The following is a 20841-nucleotide window of genomic DNA, read 5'->3' on the forward strand; positions in this document are numbered from 1 at the left end:
CTGAGCAACCATGACCACAGTGATCCGGGCGAGAACACGCGAACCGACGCGTAGTTCCTCACCCGCGTGAAAGCGGACGTAACAAGTCCCCGGAACGTTGCTTGCGCCGTCGAAGTATCAGCACAATGGCCGCAGCGACGACAATCCCGAGCAGGTTAACGAACAGCTGCAGGATCGAGTACCCCGCGCGATCCCAGCGCCCCGCCACGGCCGCCACCATGGCGTACCCGGCGGCCGGAACGGTCGTGACCGAGATGAAGACCCCGACGAGCGCGGCGGACTTCGCCGACGTCATCGCGAGCATCCCGGCGGCGCCCGCGAGCAGCGCGACCACGAACGACGCCGCGCCGACCTGGTACACGAAGTCGACCTCGTGGTTCCCCACGATGGCCGACGTGTCGAAGACCCCGGTCACGTCTCCGAGCAGCACCATCGCGCCCGTGAGCACCATCGCCACCGGGAACCCGACGGCCAGCGCCGTCACGGCCTGGCGAACCAGGTCCCAGCGCCGCAGAACCGCGCCGACCGCGATCGCGGCGAGGGGACCGAACTCCGGCCCCACCACCATCGCGCCGACCACGGTCACCGGAGAGTCGGTGAGCACCCCGACCGCCGCGAGCAGGCAGGCGATGACGAGAAAGGCCTGGAACGTCGCGTTCCAGCGCGACTCCTCCCCCGTCCGGGCCAGCAGTTCCTGCCAGACCACGGCGTCGGCGCCTTCTCCCGGCGCGTCTTCCTCGGCGGCGTCGGCCGCGTCGGACAGCGACGTGTCCAGCGCTTCGAGCGTGATCCCGCCGGTGCGGTCGAGGTGCAGCGCGCACAGCGAGTCGACGATCTCGTCAGCGGCCTCGCGGGCCAGATCGGCCTCGATGAGATCACCTTCGGGAGCGACGGCGACCCCTCGGTGCACGATCAGGTGCGCGGTTCCGGCGTGTGCCCGCAGGAGCCCGATCGCCTGATCGGTCTGCTCCGGCGGGCACACCGCCCTCAGATGGAGCATCAGCTCTGGGGCTGCGCCGGCTTCGCGTTCTGGGGCTCGGTCTTCTGGGGTTTCGCGTCGATGCCGGCTTCCTTGCGCTGCTGCGCCGTGATGGGCGCGGGCGCGGCCGTGAGCGGGTCGTAGCCGCCGCCGGTCTTGGGGAAGGCGATGACGTCGCGCAGCGAGTCGGCCTTCGCCAGCAGCATCACGATGCGGTCCCAGCCGAACGCGATGCCGCCGTGGGGCGGCGGGCCGAAGGCGAACGCGTCGAGCAGGAAGCCGAACTTCTCCTGCGCTTCCTCCTCGCCGAGGCCCATCAGCGCGAACACGCGCTTCTGCACGTCGCCGCGGTGGATACGGATCGAGCCGCCGCCGATCTCGTTGCCGTTGCAGACGATGTCGTAGGCGTAGGCCAGGGCGGCACCCGGGTCCTGCTCGAACTTGTCGACCCACTCCGGCGTGGGCGAGGTGAAGGCGTGGTGCACGGCGGTCCACTTGCCCGAACCGACGGCCACGTCGTCGCCGATGTCCTCGACCGGCGCGAACAGCGGCGCGTCGACGACCCACACGAACGACCAGGCGTCCTCGTCGATGAGGCCCAGGCGCTTCCCGATCTCGTCGCGCGCGGCGCCGAGCAGGCCCTGGGTCGTGGCCGTCTTGCCGGCGGCGAAGAAGATGCAGTCACCGGCCTTCGCGCCGGCGGCCTCGGCCACGTGCTCGCGCTCGGTTTCGGACAGGTTCTTCGCGACCGGGCCGCCGAGGGTGCCGTCCTCATTGACGAGGATGTAGGCGAGGCCGCGGGCGCCGCGCTGCTTGGCCCATTCCTGCCACGCGTCGAGCTGGCGACGCGGCTGGTCGGCGCCGCCCGCCATCACGACCGCGCCGACGTAGGGCGCCTGGAACACGCGGAACGGAGTGTCGGCGAAGAACTCCGTCATGTCGGTGATCTCGAGGTCGAAGCGCAGGTCCGGCTTGTCGGAGCCGTACTTGGCCATGGCCTCGTGGTAGGTGATGCGCGGGATCGGGCGCGGGATCTCGTGGCCGATCAGCTTCCACAGCGCGGACACGATGTCCTCGCCGAGCTTGATCACGTCGTCCTGGTCCACGAAGCTCATCTCGATGTCGAGCTGAGTGAACTCCGGCTGGCGGTCGGCGCGGAAGTCTTCGTCGCGGTAGCAGCGCGCGATCTGGTAGTAGCGCTCGAGGCCACCGACCATGAGCAGCTGCTTGAACAGCTGCGGCGACTGCGGCAGCGCGTACCAGGAACCGGGCTTGAGGCGGGCCGGCACGAGGAAGTCGCGCGCACCCTCGGGAGTGGAGCGGGTCATCGTCGGCGTCTCGACCTCGACGAAGTCCTGCTCGTCCAGCACGGCGCGCGCGGCCCGGCTGACCCGGCTGCGCAGGCGCATCGCGGCCGCCGGGCCGCTGCGGCGCAGGTCGAGGTAACGGTACTTCAGGCGCACCTCTTCGCCGACGTCCACGCGGTCGTCGATCGGGAACGGCAGCGGCGCGGCCTCGGACAGGACTTCGAGCTCGGTCACGAGGACCTCGATTTCGCCCGTCGGGATCTCGGCGTTCGCGTTGCCCTCGGGCCGCTTCGCCACCTCGCCGACGATCTTCACGCAGAACTCCGACCGCAGCGCGTGCGCGCGCTCGGCCATCTCGCCCTCGCGGAAGACCACCTGGGCGACTCCGCTGGCGTCGCGGAGGTCGATGAAGATGACTCCGCCGTGATCGCGCCGCCGCGCCACCCAGCCGGTGAGGGTGACGGTCTGACCGGCCTGCCCGGCACGCAGGGTGCCGGCTTGATGAGTGCGGAGCACTGCGACTGCTCTCCTTAGCCCACGGGTGGTCGACGGGTTTTCGCCGAACACAGAGGCTAACGAATGGCGGGGAGGGGGCCGCGACCAGGTTTGACTCGGTGTTCGAGCCGCTGTGAGCCGGGGCCACCGAGCGCCGGCTGTGGGCATCGGCCGGGGAAGACACGCCCCGCCCTCCCTGGGGGCGTCCCCTGTGAAGTCTATCCGGCACCCCCGACAAAAACGGCGAGAACGCCGCTGGGCCGCCGAGCTGTCCACAACTTGGGGCCGGTGTGGACAACTCCGCCGGAGTGGTCATGCGCGGAGCGTGGGCGCGGCAGTAGCGGCGCCCGCGCGGCAAGTGGAAGCGACGCGGCCGCGCGGCAGGTGGGAGCCACACGCCCGCGCGGCAGGTGGCAGCGACACGGGCGCGCGGCAAGTGGCAGCCACACGGGCGCGCGGCAGGTAGCAGCCACACGCCCACGCGGCAAGTGGCAGCCACACGGGCGCGCGGCAAGTGGCAGCCACACGCCCACGCGCCAAGTGGCAGCCACACGCCCACGCGGCAAGTGGGAGCGACACGGGAGCGAGGAACGCCGCGGCATCGGCACGTGGGACAGCGGAGGGCACAGCTGCCTGGAACGCCGCGCCGCCGGCGAGGGGAAGGACGGTGACCCGACCGTTCGGGGGGCGCGCCGGCCGGGTCACCACTGCTGAGCACGCCGGCCGGGGAAGGCCGGGCGGCGCGGTCAGAGCAGGCGGAGCTGTTCGGCCGGCGGTGGGGTTTCCGGCCGGGGCTCCGGGACTTGCGGTTCGGCGGCCGTGCGCGGGTTGTAGCCCGTTTTGGGTGCCAGGCCGTGGCGGCGCAGCAGGGGGCCGACGCGTTCGCCGAGCTGCTGGCGGTAGGCGCGGTCGACGTAGCTGCCGCGCGCGTAGAGGCGTTTGTAGCGCGGCACCAGCGCGGGGTGGTTGCGGCCGAGCCACGCGGCGAACCACTCGCGTGCGCCGGGGCGCAGGTGGAGGGGGATGACGCTGACGCTGTCGGCGCCCGCGTCGGCGAGTTCGGTGAACAGCGCGTCGAGCGCCTCGACCGAGTCGGTGAGGTGCGGCAGCACCGGCGCGACGAGCACGGAACATGGCAGGCCGGCCGCACGCGCCTTGCGGACGAGGTCGAGCCGCGCCTGCGGACTCGGCGTGCCGGGCTCGAGGCGGCGTTGCAGCTCTCGGTCGAGCAGCGCGATCGAGACGGCGAGGCTCACCGGCACGTCTTTCGCGACCGATTCCAGCAGCGGCAGGTCGCGGGTGAGGACGGTGCCCTTGGACAGGATCGACAGCGGCGTGCCGGAGTCGGCCAGGGCACGGATGATGCCGGGCATCAGGCGATAGCGGCCTTCGGCGCGCTGGTACGGGTCGGTGTTCGTGCCCATGGCCACGTGCTCACGCTGCCAGCTGGGCCGTTTCAGTTGCGCGGCAAGGACTTCCGGCGCGTTGACCTTCACCACGACCTGGGTGTCGAAGTCGTGGCCGGCGTCGAAGTCGAGGTAGGTGTGGGTGTTGCGGGCGAAACAGTTGTGCGACACCATGCCGTCGGCCACGAAATCGCCGGTGCCGGTGGTGATGTCGAACAGCGGCAGCTCCAGGCCGAGCGACTCGACGGACGTGACGACGCGCCGCACGGACCCGATCGTCGTGCCGTCGAGAGAGCGCTTCCACTCGACGGCCGGATCGGTCACATGCAGGAACCGCAACACTTCCCCGGCGCCGCCCGTCAGCCGCGCCTGGCGCCGGCCGGCGTAGTCGCGGTGGCCGACCGTGTCGTACTCGAACGAGAACCGGTCCAGCGCGGCGAACATCGCGTCGACCACGTCGGTCTCGTCGTGCGCGATCGACAGCACCCCGCGCCGGTACGCGCCCGCCAGGTCGAACAGCCCGGCGAGGAACCCGCGCGCCCAGTGCGCGTCGGGCTTCGGTGGCAGGCTCATGAACCCCACGGACGAACCGAAATCGGGCAGGTACCGCAACGCCCGCGCCGCCGCGTCCTTCTCCGCCGCGAACCCGCCGGAACGCAACATGCCGCACAGGTAGCCGGCTCGGTAGCCGAGCGTGTCGTCGGGTGTGCGCACGAACTTGCCCCCGCCGACCAGCTCCGTGCCCTCGACGAGGTGCGGCCGCTGAGCCGCGCCGAGCTTGCTGCCGGTGACGTACTTCCAGCCGCGCGCGCTGAGGAACCGGTGGTCGGGCCCGGTGACGAGCGCCGTGCCGTCGTCGAGCGTCACGCGGTACGCCTCGCGCACCGTCGTCCAGTGCGCGAGAACCTCGGTCGGCACCAGCCGCCGCGCGACGCCGTGGCCGCGCGTGCCGAGGATCCGCTCCCCCACTTGCAGGTCGGCGATAGGCTTCGCGCGCCCGTCGGCCATCAGCACGGGCGTGCCGCCGTCAAGGCAATACGTGCACGCGTGGGAACACCCGCGGTACGGGTTCACGGTCCACCGGAACGGCACCTGCGACCCGTCCGGCACCCGGTTCAGCACAGACTTGGCGTGCACCTCGTGAAAGGTGACGCCGTCGAACTCCGGTGACCGCACGGACCGCAGCAGCCCGTCCAGACCAGGCAGGATCGGCTCGCCCTCCCCTGCGCGTTGTCGTTCCCATCGCACCCGTCCAGTCGAACACATGTTCTATCGAGTGTCAAACAGGTGTTCGAACGCTCACGCCGGCCCGGCTGTGACTGTGACTTATGTCTGTCACTTGTGAGCGGTATCTGTCACCACGGGGGCCGAGTTGGTTGGCCGCCGCCCGGCGTGCCGCTTCGACCCAGCTTCGGTGAGGTGCCGGTGTGCGGTTTCGTCGAGTTCGGCGGCGAGTCGTCTTTCGTAAGGGGCTGAGTGCGGCGGTGTGGCCGGACGATGCGGTCGACGCGCCGTTCCCGCTCGACTATCCGACGCTGAGCCCGGTACAGGAGGACGACACGAAGTTCACCGAGCTGCGCATCCGCACCGCGACCAGTCTCGGGGCCGAGAGGGCGTGAACCGTCGTGAAGGGCGCTCCCCGCAACGGGAAGAGCGCCCTTCAGGGTTCTCGCGGGGTTCAGAGCGAGGCGTAGAGCGTCCGCTCGAAATCTGCGTACATCTGTAGCTGCCCCGGCGGGACGAACGGCAACGACTGCGAGTAGATCGCGCCGGTGACGCCGCTCGCCGGGTCGACCCAGAAGTGCGTGTTGCACAATCCCGCCCACGCACCGCTGCCGGGTGCGCGCATGCCCGGCTCCTGGGCAGTGGTGAGCACCAGGCCCCAGCCCCACTTGAGGCCCGGGCCGAGGTCGAGCTCGTGCGTCGTAGCCGGGTCCGCGGTCGGGATGTGCGCCGGGAACTCCATCTCGCCCACCTGATTGGTGAACGCCTCGTCCACAGTGGACTGCCGGAGCACCTCGACCCCGTCGAGCGTGCCGCCGCCGAGCAGCATGCGCTGGAACTTCAGGTAGTCGCGCGGCGTGGACTAGAGCCCGTGGCCGGCCGTGTAGTACTCAGGCTCGGTGGCCAGGTCGATCTCTGTGACCGCCCACGTGCCGTCCTCACTCTGCTCGTGGACGGGCACCAGGTTGGCCCGCTGCTCGGCGCTCGCGACGAACGTGGTCTCCGCCATGCCGAGCGGTCCGGTGATGTTCTCCTTGAAGTAGACGTCCAGCGGCTGGCCGGATGCCGCCTCGACGACCCGGCCGAGCCAGTCGGTGTTGATGCCGTACTCGAATTTTGTGCCGGGGTCGGCCACCATCGGCGCCTTGAAGCTCACGGTTTTGCCGGCCAGCACGTTCGGTGTGCCGGTGGCCTGTTCCCACTTGACGATGTCGTCGTTCCAGAACCAGTAGCTCAGGCCGGTCGTGTGCGTCACCAGCTGCGCGACAGTCGCACGGCTCGCGGGCGGGCGCAGCACCGGATTTTCGCCGTCGAAGCCCTCCAGCACCTGGACGTCGGCGAACTCGGGCCGGTAGGTGTCGACGGGGGCGTCGAACTCGAGCTCGCCGCGGTCGCGCAGCTGCAGCGCGGCCACGGTGCCCACCATCTTGGTCATGGACATGATCCGGAAGTGCGAGTCGGCCGAGACCGGCTCCGGCGCCCCCGCGGCACGAGGTCCGGCCGCGCCTTCGTAGATGATGCCGTCACGATCCGCCGCGACGGCGACGACGTTGGGCGCGTGCCCAGCGCCGACCGCGTCTCGTAGCACTCGGTCGATAGCCGAGGTGTCGATCGTCGAAGTCGAGCTCACCGTTGAGTTCTCCTCGTCACGTGTTGTGGGTCCTGCCGGAACGGCGGCCGCGGATGCGCCGCCACCAATTGCGCGCTCCCGAACGGAGCGTGCCTGCCATCAAGACGATGGCGCTCGGGGGTTCCGCGGGGCGGCGGGTGTCCCGCGGAACCGCGGTCTCCTCCACCGCCACCGCGAACTGCTCGAACATCCACCGGCTGACGTTGCCGGCGAGTGCCCGGCCGAACTGAGCGATCCGCCCGGTGAGGTAAAGGCAGTGGTGGCCCGCAGCCGCACCCCGCCTGGCTGGTCCTCGGCGACCAGCACGATGTCGACCTGCGTCCGGCCGCCACCGGCGGCTCGCCCTGACCGACGACGCGGAGCCTGTGTGCGCCGGCGTCGCGTTCGGCCACGTGCTCGAGCCCGGCGAACGAGAGTCGGATCGGGCCGACGGCTACCCGCACCCGGCCGCGGTAGCGGCCGAGGTGCTTGATGACGCTTCCTCGCCCGGACCGGGCGAGGAAGCGTCATCACAGCTTTCCCTTCGTGGCGAAACGGTACGCGCGCGCCAGCTCCCGCGCACCCAGTGCGGACCGCAGCCGGCGCTGGTAGGCGGGCGAGCCGGCGGGTCCCCGGGGTGTCGACAAGCTCGCCGCCGAGCGCCGCCGCCGGTTCAGCGAGGGCGTCCGCGTCGCCTCCGGCTTCGCGCACCATCGCGGTGACATCACGAGTGACCGCCCGGTCGGACACACCGAAGGCCATCAGCACGGCCTCCTCCACCTGCCCACCGGACACTCGAACCCGGATCGCGACGCCGGCGAGCACAAAGTCGCCGTGGCGTCGGGCGACCTCAGCGATCCCGAAGCCCTCCCCCCGCAAACGGCACCGGGAACCGGACGGCGGCGAGCACGTCCTCAGGGCCGAGGTCGCTCGGCTGCGCACCGTTGAAAAACCAGGGGGCGAATAAACTTTTCACCACCGCGGGGTCCGATCTCAACCAGCGAAAAAGGTCGGCAGCGCGTGGACTGGGCGCGGGCAAGGTTCGAATCAGCGCCAAGGCGCATCCGTGAAGCGGACCTGGGGTTCGGCGCAGGTGACAAATACTGCGCAAAATCGGTGACAACAAGCGCTCACAGCTGCGACGAAGCACCGACGTCGTGCACGTTCGTCGGTGACATCTACCGTCCACAGTCACGCCACCCCTGCTACGCCAGGCCGGCACGCAGCGCGGCCATCCGTGTCATGATCAAGAGAGGTTCTCAGCGACAGTCTCAGATCGGGAACCGGTCCAGCGCCCGGATCTTGTTGGTCGCATCCAGAGCCGCGACCTTGTACGCCTCCGAAAGCGTCGGGTAGTTGAACACCGCGTCCACCAGGTAGTCGACGGTGCCGCCGCAACCCATGACGGCCTGGCCGATGTGGACGAGGTCCGTGGCGCCCGTACCGAAGACGTGGACGCCCAGCAGTTGGCGGTCCACTGTGGACACCAGGAGTTTCAGCATGCCGTAGCTGTCGCCCGTAATCTGGCCGCGCGCGAGCTCGCGGTAGCGGGAGATGCCGACCTCGTAGGGCACCGAGGAGGACGTCAGCTGGGCTTCGGTGGCGCCGACGTAGGAGATCTCCGGGATCGTGTAGATGCCGATGGGCTGCAGGGCGCCGAGGCCGTTCGCGGGTTCGCCGAACGCGTGGTACGCGGCGAGCCGGCCCTGGTCCATCGAGGTGGCGGCGAGCGCGGGGAAGCCGATGACGTCGCCGACGGCGTAGATGTGCTCGACCTCGGTGCGGTAGTGCTCGTCGACCGAGAGACGGCCGCGTTTGTCGGCCACCAGGCCGGCGTTCTCCAGGGCGAGCTCGTGGGTCATGCCCTGGCGCCCGGCGGAGTACATCACGCCGTCGGCCGGGATGCGCTTGCCGCTGACGAGCGTGGTCACGGTGATCTCGTCGGAGACCGCGACGTTCGCCACCTTTTCGCCGAACCGGAACGTGACGCCGAGATCCCGTAGCTGGAACTTCAGCGACTCCACGATCTCGGGGTCGCAGAAGTCGAGCATCTGGTCGCGCTGCTCGACCACCGTCACGCGCGAGCCGAGCGCGGCGAACATCGACGCGTACTCGATCCCGATCACCCCCGCCCCCACCACCACGAGCGACGACGGGATCGCCTCGAGCCGCAGGATCTCGTCGGAGTCGAGCACGCGCTCGGCGTCGAAGTCGACGTGCGCCGGGCGCGCGGGGCGCGTGCCGGTGGCGATCACGATGTGGTCGCCCGACACCGTGCGCCGGTCGCCGACGTGCTTGCCCTCGACCAGCACCGTGTGCGGATCGGCGAACGACCCCGTGCCCGGCAGGAGGTCGATGTGGTTGCGCAGCAGCTGGGCCCGGACCACCTGGACCTCGCGCCCCACCACGTGCTGGGTGCGCGCCATGAGGTCGGCGATGGTGATGTCCTGCTTCACCCGGTAGCTGGCGCCGTAGAGCTCGCGCTGGTTCATCCCCGTCAGGTAGAGGACCGCCTCGCGCAGTGTCTTGGACGGGATGGTGCCCGTGTTGACGCACACCCCGCCCACCATGTCGTGGCGGTCGACGACCGCCACCTTCTTCCCCAGCTTGGCGGCCGCGATGGCAGCCTTCTGCCCGCCCGGGCCCGAGCCGATGACGATCAGGTCGTAGTCGTGTTCGCTCACGGTGTGAGCCTGCGCACTCACCCCGCACACCGCAAGCCCTGGCTCGCACCCGCACAACGCACCAACGCTGCGTGCGCGCGTGCCGACCCGGACGGCCCAAGATCCGAGGGTCAATACCGGTCGAGGTCCCGTTCGCAGCGCAGCCGAAGCGTCGTACTCCCCTGCGCGGCCGCCAGGTCCACCGCCGTCTTCAGGCGGATCCGGCCCTGCTCGCGCCCGTCGTAGGTGGAGCGCAGCCGCAACACCTCCGGAAGCCACCACAGGTCGTCGCGGGCTTGGCCCACCACGAGGGCCGCGTCGAGGGCGGCGCGGGCCGGGCCGGGCCGGTTGTGGCGGGCCAGGAGGTCGGCCTGCAGCGCGAGCCAGTAGGGCATGCGGGCGAGTGAGCCCTCGGCCTTGAGGTTGGCGACGCCGCGGCGGATGTCGGCGAGGCCGTCGGCGTCGCCGCGCACCCAGCCGCCCAGGACGAGGCCCCATTCGCGGTAGTAGGCGAAGCCGTAGCGGCCGCAGAGCTCACGCAGCTCGGCCGAGAGCTCCTCCACCTCGTCGAGATCGCCGCGCATCTGGTGGGTGATGCCGGCGTACGCGAGCGCCACGGCAAGGCTGTACGGGTGCGTCATGGTGCGCGCCAGGCGCACGGCCTCTCGGCAACTGCGGAGCGCTTCGTCCTCGTGGCCCAGCAGCCAGTGCGCGTGCGCGGCCCAGGCCAGGCTGTGCACCTCGGGGCGCGTGCCGATGGGCAACGACGGCGCGCCGCGCGTGAGACGCGCGGCGAGGTCGAAGTGGCGCAACGCCTCCCCGGGCCGGCCGAGGCTCACCGACGAGCCGGCGAACGCGAAGTGCGCGGAGCCGTTGAGCTCGTCTTTGGTGCGGTCGTCGTCGACGAGCTCGAGCGCGCGTTTCGCCGCCTCGTGCGCGCGGGCGGTGCGGCCTTGCACGAACCGCGACGTCCACAGCCCGACCAAGGCCACCAGCGTGGAATCCTGCTGCCCCAGGCGTTCCGCGAGCACGATCGAGCGTTCGAGGGCCCGCTGGAGGTCGGGGGACGCGTAGCCGAGCCGGGCGTTGAGCGGGCCTGACAACGCTTCGAGCACCGCCAGCTCGCGGCGGTCCGTCTCCGGCCCGGCGGGGGCGTCGGCGAGCAACGACAGAGCTTCGCGCAACAGCCGGATCGCCTCGCCGTGCGCGAAGGTGCCGGCCGCGAGCTCGGCGGCCCGGCGGTAGAACGCCACGGCACGGTCCGGCCGGCCGCCGCGGGCGTACTGCTCGGCCAGCTGCGCCGAGACGGAACCGGTGTCGCCCGGGTGCAGCAGTTCGAGGCTCTGAGCGAGGCGGCGGTGCAGCAGCCAGCGCCGCGCGCGGGTCACCTGCCGGTAGGCGGCGTCGCGGAGCAGGTCGTGGGAGAAGTCGTAGCCGTCGCGGAACTCGCGCAGGATCCGCAGCCGCCACAGCTCGTCGACGGCGCGCACCACGGCTTCGGCGTCGAGGTCACTGGCCTCGGTGAGCAGGTCGAGGGAGAAATCGCGGCCGACGGCGGCGGCCAGGCCCGCGATCTCCCGGGCGTCGGGGCTCGGTTGCCGAAGGCGTTCGGTCAGGACGGCTTCGAGGTCGCCGGGCGGCCCGCCGGAGCGCAACGCCTCCACCACGGACAGGGGGAAACCACCGGTCGCGGCGTGCAGGAGGGTGAGCTCGTCGCCTGAGGGCAGGAGGCCGGAGACGGACTCGGCCAGGCGCGCGGTGTCGTCGAGGTCCAGCGGGCTCAGATCCACTGCCGACAGCCGGCCGGTGGCGCGCAGGCGTTCCGTCCAGCCGGTCAGCGTGCCGTCGCCGGGATCCGACCGCTGCGTCGCGGCGAGCAGCAGCGGCGCGCGCGGTTCGAGGCCGAGGCAGAAGAGCAGGAACGCCAGTGTTTCCTGATCGCACCACTGCGCGTTGTCGAGCACGAGCAGCGTCGGCCGGCCGGCGCCGGTGAGGGCGCGGGCGAGGCCTTCGAAGAAGCGGTGCCGCTGCCACGCGTCGGCTACCGCGCGCACCACGGGCGCCGGCCCGCTGTCCTTGCCGGCCGGCACGAGCCGGTCCACTTCGGCCCGCCACACCGGCGCGAGCGTCGCCAAAGCCGGCTGGAGAACGGGGTTGCGCAGCCAGTCCGCCACCGGGGCCAGCGCAAGCCGGCCCGAGGTCCCGAAACACTGCGTGCCCGCCACCACCGCACCCTGGCTGCGCGCGAGCCGGGCCAGCTCGACGACGAGCCGCGTCTTGCCGACCCCGGCGTCACCCCGCACGAGCGCCACCGACGGCTGCCCGCGCGCGGCTTGCTGCCACCGTTCCCGCAGCCGGGTGAACTCGTGGGTGCGGCCGACGAGCCGGGATTCACGGCTGGGCACGGCGTCGGCCAGCAGCCGCCGAAACGCCGCTTGCGTGGCCCGGTCCGGCACCACACCCAGCTCGCGTTCGAGCCTCGCTGCGCACTGGTGGTAAGTGCTCACCGCCCCCGCGCGGTCGCCGAGGTCGGCCTGCAGCTCCATGAGCGTGCGATACCCCAGTTCCTCCAACGGCCGCAGGCGGATGCGGCGGCGGGCGGTCTCGGCGGCGCCCGCGAGGTCACCCAGCCGGCACTGGGCGTCACCGAGCAGGTCGCACAGCGACACGCACTGTTGTTCCAGCTCGGCGCGGGACTCGAAGAGCCACTCGTCGGCCAGGCCGGGCATCAGCTCGCCGTGGTACTCGGCCAGCGCCGCACCGGCGTGGGCCCGGACTTCCTCGTCCTCACTCGCCGCGAGCGCGGCCCGGCGTTCGGCGTCGAACACGCGTACGTCGACGCGGCAGTGGGGAGTGTCCTGCCAGGACAGATCCGTCGCCGTCGCGAGCAGCGCCGAGTCCCCACCCAGGACCTGGCGCAGGTGGTGCAGCTCGCGGCGCAGGTTCGTGCGGGCCTGCGCGTCGGAGGAATCGGGCCAGAACAGCGACGCGATCCGCTGCCTCGGCTGCGGCAGCCCCGCGTGCGTCACCAGGTAACCGACGAGCGCGATCGCCCGCGGCGACCGGGTCACCGCCGGCCCGGTCGCACCGTGGGTGACCGACTGCTCGCCCAGCAGCGACACGTAGAGCATCCCGGAGCGCCTCCTGCCCAGGCACGGTAGTCGGGCCCGCGCCGGTGGAGGGCGCACCGGATGACCACCGCGCGCCAGGCCGGCCCGTCGGTCTGCGGTGGGCCGTTGAGAAGTCCTTGTGGAACCGCGAAAAGATCGGCGGCCACTCGCCCGCCCCCGGCAAAAAACTCGTCCCCCCGAACGCCGCGAACGGCCCCCGTGGCGAACCCGAACGCTGCGCGAACGCCCCGTACCTAGTTTCGGTGGGGCAGGCGGCCCGACCGGGAGGCCTTTCCACATCAGGGAGAATCGCATGACCACCATCACCGCACCGTTCCCCGAGCTGGCACTCGCGCTGAGGGGCGAGCTCGTAACGCGCGGCGACGACGGCTACGAGCAGGCGCGCGCCGTTTACAACGGGATGATCGACAAGCACCCGGCCGCCCTCGCGCGGTGTGCGGACACCGCGGACGTCGTCACGTGTGTGAATTTCGCGCGGGAGAACCGGATCGACCTCGCCGTGCGCGGCGGAGGGCACAACGCCGGCGGGCTGGGCATCGCCGACGACGCGCTGGTGATCGACCTTTCGGCGATGCGCAGCACGACTGTGGACCCCGAGACGCACACCGTGCGCGTCGACGCCGGGTGCACGTGGGGCGACGTCGACCACGCGACGGTGGGCTTCGGCATGGCCACCCCGTCGGGGATCATCTCGTCGACCGGCGTCGCCGGGCTCACCCTCGGCGGCGGGATCGGCTACCTGGCCCGGCGCTTCGGGCTGACGGTCGACAACCTGCTCTCCGCGGACGTCGTCCTCGCCGACGGCAGTTTCGTGCACGCCAGTGAAAATTCGCACCCGGACCTCTTCTGGGCCCTGCGCGGCGGTGGCGGAAACTTCGGCGTGGTCACGTCGTTCACCTTCCGCTGCCACGAAATCGGTGATCACGGCACGATCATCGGCGGCCCGGTGCTCTACGCGCTGGAGGACACCGAAGACGTGCTGCGGTGGTACCGCGAGCTGCTGCCCTCCCTGCCCGAAGAGCTCAGCGGCTGGTTCGGCCTGCTCACCATCCCCCCGGCACCGCCGTTCCCCGAGGAGCTTTGGGGCCGCAAGGCGTGCGGCATCGTCTGGTGCTACACCGGTGACCACGCGCGGGCCGACGAGGTCCTCGAGCCGGTGCGCTCGTTCGGCTCGCCGCTGGTGGTGGGCCTGCAGCCGATGCCGTTCACGGCACTGCAGAGCGCGTTCGACGGGCTCTACCCGCCGGGGCTGCAGTGGTACTGGCGCGCCGACGTCACCACGGAGATCTCCGACGAAGCCATCGCGATCCATCGCCGCTTCGGAGAGATGCTGCCCACCGGGCACTCATCGATGCACATGTACCCGATCGACGGCGCCGCCGCCCGTGTCGCCGCGGACGCCACGGCGTTCCCCTACCGCGACGGTGGCTGGTCCGGTGTGATCGTGGGCGTCGACCCCTCGCCCGACAACCGGGAGAAGATCACGCGCTGGACCAAGGACTACTGGGCCGAGCTGCACCCGACCTCGGCCGGCGGCGCGTACGTCAACTTCATGATGGATGAGGGCGACGACCGCGTCCGGGCCGCCTACCGCGACAACTACGAGCGGCTGGCTCAGGTCAAGAACCGGTACGACCCGGAGAACCTCTTCCACATCAACCAGAACATCCGGCCGTCCGGTTCGTGAGCGGTCCGGCCGGGTGGCTGCGGCGCGGCGGTCGGGTCCGCACCGCAGCACGCCGCCGTCAGGACCGGAGGGAGCCCCGTCGGCGCTGGAAGTCGGTGACGGCATCCAGCCCGGCGTGGAGTTCCTGACGGAGCAAGGCGAGCTGCTGGGTGGAGACGTCCTCCCCCAGCAGCTCACCCAGGCGGCCCTTGTCCAGCTCCGCCAGCGCTTCCCACGGCGTCGGCGCGAGCTCACCCACGACCGTGCCCGGGTCGGGGGGCGTCAGACCGTCGGCCACGCCCGCGCAGCCGGCCGCCACCAGCGCGGCCACGACCAGATGCGGCTGGGCGTCCGCGCCGGCGAAGCGGAACTCCAGCCGGGGCGACGCGGAGGTGCCGCAGAGCCGGACGGCGGCGGTGCGGTCGTCCGGACCCCAGCGCAGCACGCGTGGGGAGAACGACGCGGTACGCAGGCGGACGTAGCTGTTCCACGTCGGGGCCCACACGGCGGTCAGCGCCCGCGCGTCACGAAGCACGCCCCCGAGGAAAGCGCCTAGCCCAAACGGGAAACCCGCCGGACCGTCCGGGGTGGACAGTGACAGGTGGACGTGGCACGAGTTGCCCTGGCCGGCCTCCGGAGCGGCGAGGTAGTCGGCGCCGGCGCCGTGCCGGGCGGCGACGCGGCGGGTGAGCAGCTGGAGCAGCAGGGCGTCGTCGCACGCGGTGAGCGCGTCGCGGTGGCGCAGCACCACTTCGTACTGGCCGGGGTGGCATTCGGCGCGAGCGGATTCCACGCCCAGGACCGAGGCCACCGAGCGCAGGTCGGCCAGCAGCGGGGCCAAGCGTTCGGTGCCGCCCACCGCGTAGTCCACCCCGTGGCCGGTCAGCGGAGCGCCGGAGTCGTCGCGGAACACCACCTCGTGCTCGATGCCCACCGACGGCACCAGACCGAACTCTTCGAGCGCGGCCAGCTGCGTCCGCAGCACCGTGCGCGGCGCGAGGCCCGCCGGTTCGCCCGAGGGCAGTTCGGCGTCGCACACCACGGCCCACGTGCGATCGCCCAGCGGCACGGCCGTCGCGGCGTCCGCGCGCAGGCGCAGGTCGCCGAAGCCGCCGAGGTAGGCGCTGAGGGACCCGTTGTCGGGCAACGGTTCCCGCTCCGGAGTCCAGGCGAAGACGTAGCTGCACACGCCGTAGCCGTCGTCGAGCACCGACGCGGCGAACGGCGCTTCCAGCTCCACCGCGGCGAACCGCGCGTGCGGGTCGGGCACGAGCAGTACCAGCCGTGTGCCTTCCTCCGCGAGCACGTGCCGCAGCACGGCGGCCGACGCCGACCCCGCCTCCGCGCGCACGGTGAGCGAGCGCGCGCCGACGGGCCGGTCGAACGGCGTCACCACGCGCCGTCCGGATCGGGCGCGTGCAACGGGTTCGGGACGCGGCCCCAGCGGACGTCGAACTCGTCGTCGCGCTCCACCTTGTCAAAACCCTGCCCGGCGAAGTGCTCGCGGTTGAGCGTGACACGCTCGACGTCCGGCGCGAACAGCCGGCACGCGTCGAAGCGCTCGGCGACGTCGGGATTCTCGTCGCGGTAGCGGCCGACGACCTCCCGCACCAGGGCCCAGAAGTCGCCGCGCGCCAAGCCGACGTCGTCGAGCAGAATCTCGGCCCAGAACCGCAACTGGCCGGAGAACACGGAGCTGAACAGCGACTGCGCGAGCAGGTGGGCGGGCCAGCGCAGCATGTCGGCGTCGGCCTCGGGCGGGAGGTCGGCATAACACGGCAGCTCCTCGTCCATCAGGTCCACGCCCTGCGCGAAGTCCTTGATGGCCACGCGCACGGGCCGGCTGTCGGCGTCGACGACGAGGATCAGGTTCTGGCCGTGGGGGCAGAACCCGACGCCGTAGCGCAGCAGCCACTGCAGCAGCGGTGTGAGGAGCAGGTCGAACAGCCACGACAGCCACACTTCGGGGCCGTCGCCGGCCTGCGTGATCAGCCGCGTGAGCACGGCTTCGCCTGAAGTGTCGCGGTAGGGCAGGGCGGCGAACGAGATCGCGCGCTCGCCCTCGGCCAGTGTCGCGACGAGCGGCTCGCGCCAGAGCGCGCCGAGGGTTTCGTGGAAGCGGTAGGGCAGCTCTTCGAGCGCGCCGAACAGCGGGTGGCGCACGGACACACTCGCCACCTCGCCCAGCAGCGCGAAACGGTACTTCTCCGACAGCAGCGGATCGGCCGCGTCGATGCGGCGCAGCCACTCGGTGACCGACGGCCCGGCCAGCGTCGCCGCCGAGTTCAGGCCGCGGTAGACCAGTGTGTTGCGCACGGAGAGGGCCGTCTTCACATCGTGCCGGCCGGGACGGCTGCGGTTGGCGAGCGTGCGGACCGTCTGGTGTGGACGGTAGTCATCGGCGCTCTCCCCCAGCTCGATCATCCGGCCGGTGGCCAGCTCTGCGGAGTACAGCGTGCCGAGGATCTCGTCGGCCTGCCACGGGTGCGCGGGCACCCACACGAAGTCGGCCGGGTCGCCGACGGCGGCGACGCGCGCGGTGAACTCCTCACGGTGGGCGTCGTCCAGCTCTTGACGGAGCAGCGTGGCGACGTCGAGGTCGGCGACGGAGCGGAACTGCGCGAGGTCGCGGTGCACCGCGTACCAGCGCAGGCGGACGTCCTCGCCCGCCTCCGGCGCGTAGCGGGCGCGGTCCGGAGCCGAGAACCCGACGCGGCCCTTGTTCAGCACGAGCCGCGGGTGGCCGGTGAGGTGGCCGTCGGCGAGGTTGTAGTCCATCGTGGACAGTTCGGCGGCGGTGGCGGCGCGGCGCAGGCGCGCGGCCTCGTTGGTGACGGTGGCGGTGAGCTCGGCGAGCACGTCGGCCAGGCGCAGCCCGGTGAGCCCCAGGGTTTCCCGCGCGTCGACGACCAGGGTCCGCGGGTCGTCGGCGGGTGCTTCGGTGTCGTTGCGGTGTCGGACCGCGCTGCCGGGCAGGACCGTCCACGACTCGAACGCGCCGCGGCGCGCTTCGAAGCGGTAGGAGACCCCGCCGGGCAGGTCAAGGTGCCAGGTGCGGTGGCCGTCGCGGGTTGCTTCGCCCGGCCGTGGCCGCAGCATCGCCTCGTAGGACAGCTCGCCGAGCATCTTGTGCGTCACGAGCGAGCCCGCGGCCCGCCAGGCGGCGGCGTCGGTCAGGTTCACTGGTCCTCCGTCTCGGGTAGGCCGAACGTGGTGAAGGCGGTGCGGTCGGGCAGGTCGTAGACGGCCTTGCCGCACACCGCGTTGAGGATCGCCGCGGCGCGCCAGGCGCCGAGGCCGAGGTCGGGCGCGCCGGGACCGTGGGTGTGGCGCTCGGCGTTCTGCACGAACACCGAGCCCGTCACGCCGTCGCCCAGCTCCAGCCGATGGTCGGCGCCGACGACGAGGCGCCCGTGGTTGTCGCGGCGCACTGCGAGCTCCCGCAACAACGGACCGGTCGGCGTTCCCGCGTAACCGGTCGCCGCGACGACGGCCGCCGTGCGGTGCGTGGCGCTGCTCCCCTGTTCCGCGTGCCGCAGGCCCAGCTCGATCCCGCCCTCATCGGCCGTGGCCGAGACGACCTCGACACCGGGGGTGAGCGCCGCGCCGGGCCAGCCGCCGCCGATGCTGCGGCGGTAGAGCTCGTCGTGGATCGCCGCGATGGTGTCCGTGTCGATCCCCTTGTACAGCTGCCACTGCGATGGCAGCAGCCGGTCGCGCACCGCCTCGGGCAGGCCGTGGAAGTAGGCCGTGTAGTCCGGGGTGAACTGCTCCAGTCCCAGCTTCGAGTACTCCATCGGCGCGAACGCAGGTGTGCGCGCGAGCCAGCGCAGGCCGTCCACAGTGGACCGCGAGCGCAGCAGGTCGAGGAAGACCTCCGCACCCGACTGCCCCGAGCCGATCACGGTCACCGTCTCCGCGGCCAGCAGCTCGGCGCGGTGGGTGAGGTAGTCGGCCGAGTGCAGCGCGAGCACGTCCGGTGCCGCGACGAGGTCCCGCACCGGTTCGGGCAAGTTCGGCCGCGTGCCGACACCGAGCACCACCGACGCCGCGAGCACCGGCTCGGTGCCCGTCACGGTCAGCTCGAACGCCTCTTCCGCCGCCACCCAGCGGAGGCCGGTGACCTCGTGGCCGAAGCGGCACGCGGGCAGGCGGGCGGCGGCCCAGCGGCCGTAGTCGTCGTATTCCGCGCGCGGGAGGTGGAAGCGCTCGGCGAAGTAGAACGGCAGCAGGCGGCCGCGTTCCCGCAGGTAGTTGAGGAACGAGTGCCGGCTCGTGGGGTCGACGAGCGACACGAGGTCGGCAAGGAACGGGACCTGCAGCGTCGCGCCTTCGACGAGCAGCCCGGGGTGCCAGCGGAACTCCGGGCGCGCGTCGAAGAGCACCACGTCGAGCTGGTCGAGCGGGTCGGCCAGCGCGGCGAGCGACAGGTTGAACGGCCCGATCCCCACGCCCGCGAGGTCGAAGCGCCTCACGAGGCGACCGGGCTTTGCGGTGCGGTCACGCTGCGCTCGGCCGCGGCCGTGGCGACGACCTGGTCGAGAAGCTCGACGTAGTCCTCGGCCGTGGTGTGCGGGTGCAGCAGGGTGAGCTTGAGCCACAGCTGCGAGGCGCCGTCGGGGCCGGTCGGCAGGGCGCCGCGGCCGATCACCGCGGTGCCGGTTTCCAGCAGCGTGCGGCGGACGCGGGCGACGAGGTCGTCGTCGGCGCCGCGCGGTCGGAGGACCACGGTGGACAGCTCCGGTTCCCCCCACGACTGCAACGCGGGGTGGCGTTCCACCAGCTTGTTCACCTCGGTCGCGGTGGCGCAGCAGCGTTCGACGAGGGCGCCGAGACCTTCCGTGCCGAGTGCGCGCACGGTCACGGCCATGCGGAACGCGTCGGGGCGCCGGGAGGTACGGATCGAGCGGCCGAGGAGGTCGGGCAGGCCGGCTTCCGTGTCGTCGTCGGCGTTGAGGTACTCGGCGCGGACGGTCAGCGCGGAGAGGTCGGCCGCGTTGCGCGCGGCGAAGAGGCCGGCGGCGACGGGTTGCCAGCCGAATTTGTGCATGTCGAGGGCGACGGAGTCGGCGAGCTCGAGCCCGGCTACCCGGGGGGCGAGGGATTCGCTGCAGAGGAGCATGCCGCCGTAGGCCGCGTCGACGTGGAGGCGGGCGCCGGAGAGGCGGCAGATGCGGGCGATTTCCGGGAGCGGGTCGATGCGGCCGGTGTTGGTGGTGCCGGCGGTGGCGACTACGACGGCGGAGGCGCCGAGGGGGGCCAGGGCTTCGGCCAGTGCTTCCGGGATCATGCGGTCGTCTTGGCAGGGGACGACGACCGGAGCCGGGAGGCCGAGGAGCCAGGCGGCGCGGGAGACGCTGTGGTGGGAGTTGGAGCCGCAGACCGGGCGGATGGTGGTGGCGGTGGTTTCCCTGGCCAGGAGGAGGCCCAGGAGGTTGGATTCGGTGCCGCCGGAGGTGACTACGGCGTCGGCGGTCGGGGCGGTCGGGAAGCAGAGGTGGGCGATGCCGGTGAGGAACTCCGCTTCGAGTTCGCTGGCCATGGGGGCTTGGTCCCACGAGTCCATGGAGGGGTTCAGGGCCGCGGCCACTACGTCCGCGGCGACGGAGACGGCCAGTGGCGGGCAGTGGAGGTGGGCGGCGCAGGATGGATCCGCCGGGTCGGCTGTGCCCTCTGCGAGCAGAGCTGAGTAGTGGTGAAGGGCTTGTTCGGCACCGATGCCGGTTTTGGGAAGGTGTTTCGTGCCGCCGGCTGCGGCCAGGGCGGCGGCCACGGAGACGGGGCCGCCGGAGGGGATGGGGCCGTTGCGTTCGGCGACGCCCGCTGCCAAGCCGCGGAGGGCGATGGGGAGGAGTTCGGTGAGGTGTGCTGCGCCGTCGCGGCCGCCGGCCAGCCAGGTCGCTGAATCTCCACCCATGGAGCCGCCTTTCTTAGGGTAACCTTGCCTACCCTATGCAACTGTACGGATACCCGCTGCTAGAGGACGGGGTGGGTCCTCCGTGTTCAGAATGGTGGGGCGGGTGGGGTTGTTGCGTCGGCCGTTCGGGGCTGTTCTGGGGCGAGAGCCGACTCGGCGCGCGGAGCGCACCAGTGCCGAGGAAGGCTGCGGGGAGGGGTTGGGAGAGCTCCAGTCGCGTTGCCGGGCGGGGGCTGGGTGGAGGCTGGGTGGGGGCGAGGGCGCGCCGGACTCCGGGTGGGGTGGCGGGCGGAGTGGCGGGCAGCGGTTGAGGGCCGGCAAAAATCGCCCCAATGCGGCGTTCGGTGCGTTGAGCGCACCCAACCCCCCAATGGGGGGCGTTGGTGCGGGCGGGGTGCGCCCGTTGGGGCCCGGCCCCGTTAGCAGTCGAAGTGGGGGGGGGCC

The 20841-nt window shown here is 71.7% G+C and carries 13 protein-coding genes; 2 read left to right on the forward strand and 11 right to left on the reverse strand.

Annotation, left to right across the window (positions count from 1 at the left end; all coding sequences use genetic code 11):
- Positions 1–58: 58 nt before the first annotated feature.
- From AB0F91_RS10875 to AB0F91_RS10885, 3 genes are all read right to left on the reverse strand, one after another.
- Positions 59–1000: a DUF389 domain-containing protein gene (locus AB0F91_RS10875; protein ID WP_360596704.1), complete on the reverse strand. Its 942-nt coding sequence runs from the start codon at positions 998–1000 to the stop codon at positions 59–61.
- Positions 1000–2802, reverse strand: a complete 1803-nt coding sequence (aspS, locus tag AB0F91_RS10880) for an aspartate--tRNA ligase (protein ID WP_360596705.1) — start codon at positions 2800–2802, stop codon at positions 1000–1002. The genes AB0F91_RS10875 and aspS overlap by 1 nt, the downstream gene beginning before the upstream one ends.
- A 725-nt stretch (positions 2803–3527) precedes the next feature.
- Complete coding sequence (locus AB0F91_RS10885; RefSeq protein WP_360596707.1) at positions 3528–5435, reverse strand: intein-containing Rv2578c family radical SAM protein; 1908 nt, start codon at positions 5433–5435, stop codon at positions 3528–3530.
- A 236-nt stretch (positions 5436–5671) separates the two neighbouring features.
- On the opposite strand from AB0F91_RS10885, the gene AB0F91_RS10890 reads away from it, so the two are divergent.
- Positions 5672–5806, forward strand: a complete 135-nt coding sequence (locus AB0F91_RS10890) for a hypothetical protein (protein WP_360596708.1) — start codon at positions 5672–5674, stop codon at positions 5804–5806.
- 59 nt (positions 5807–5865) lie between these two features.
- Here AB0F91_RS10890 and AB0F91_RS10895 read toward each other — a convergent pair whose 3' ends face one another.
- From AB0F91_RS10895 to AB0F91_RS10910, 4 genes are all read right to left on the reverse strand, one after another.
- Positions 5866–6240 carry a hypothetical protein gene (locus AB0F91_RS10895; RefSeq protein WP_360596709.1) on the reverse strand — a complete coding sequence of 125 codons (375 nt, stop codon included), beginning with the start codon at positions 6238–6240 and terminating at the stop codon, positions 5866–5868.
- A 33-nt stretch (positions 6241–6273) separates the two neighbouring features.
- Positions 6274–7041, reverse strand: a complete 768-nt coding sequence (locus AB0F91_RS10900) for a serine hydrolase domain-containing protein (protein WP_360596711.1) — start codon at positions 7039–7041, stop codon at positions 6274–6276.
- 1250 nt (positions 7042–8291) lie between these two features.
- Positions 8292–9704 (reverse strand): Si-specific NAD(P)(+) transhydrogenase, encoded by a 1413-nt coding sequence (gene sthA / locus AB0F91_RS10905; protein WP_360596712.1) that lies wholly within the window; start codon positions 9702–9704, stop codon positions 8292–8294.
- 110 nt (positions 9705–9814) lie between these two features.
- Positions 9815–12814, reverse strand: a complete 3000-nt coding sequence (locus AB0F91_RS10910; RefSeq protein ID WP_360596713.1) for an AAA family ATPase — start codon at positions 12812–12814, stop codon at positions 9815–9817.
- Between the two features lie 292 nt (positions 12815–13106).
- Here AB0F91_RS10910 and AB0F91_RS10915 point away from each other — a divergent pair, with 292 nt between their 5' ends.
- On the forward strand, positions 13107–14501 hold the full coding sequence (locus AB0F91_RS10915) for an FAD-binding oxidoreductase (protein WP_360596714.1): 1395 nt from the start codon (positions 13107–13109) through the stop codon (positions 14499–14501).
- Between the two features lie 58 nt (positions 14502–14559).
- Here AB0F91_RS10915 and AB0F91_RS10920 read toward each other — a convergent pair whose 3' ends face one another.
- Genes AB0F91_RS10920 through AB0F91_RS10935 form a run of 4 tightly spaced genes read right to left on the reverse strand, consistent with a single transcriptional unit; the run spans position 14560 to position 20397 of the window.
- Complete coding sequence (locus AB0F91_RS10920; protein WP_360597088.1) at positions 14560–15873, reverse strand: glutamine synthetase; 1314 nt, start codon at positions 15871–15873, stop codon at positions 14560–14562.
- Complete coding sequence (locus tag AB0F91_RS10925; protein ID WP_360596716.1) at positions 15870–17663, reverse strand: IucA/IucC family protein; 1794 nt, start codon at positions 17661–17663, stop codon at positions 15870–15872. The genes AB0F91_RS10920 and AB0F91_RS10925 overlap by 4 nt, the downstream gene beginning before the upstream one ends.
- Entirely contained in the window at positions 17660–18955 is a 1296-nt protein-coding gene (locus tag AB0F91_RS10930) for a SidA/IucD/PvdA family monooxygenase (RefSeq protein ID WP_360596717.1), read from the reverse strand. Before AB0F91_RS10930 ends, AB0F91_RS10925 begins: the two co-directional genes overlap by 4 nt.
- Positions 18952–20397, reverse strand: a complete 1446-nt coding sequence (locus tag AB0F91_RS10935) for an aminotransferase class V-fold PLP-dependent enzyme (RefSeq protein ID WP_360596719.1) — start codon at positions 20395–20397, stop codon at positions 18952–18954. The genes AB0F91_RS10930 and AB0F91_RS10935 overlap by 4 nt, the downstream gene beginning before the upstream one ends.
- Between the last annotated feature and the right edge of the window lie 444 nt (positions 20398–20841).

The organism is Amycolatopsis sp. NPDC023774, assembly GCF_040639695.1.
Taxonomy (GTDB): Bacteria; Actinomycetota; Actinomycetes; order Mycobacteriales; family Pseudonocardiaceae; genus Amycolatopsis.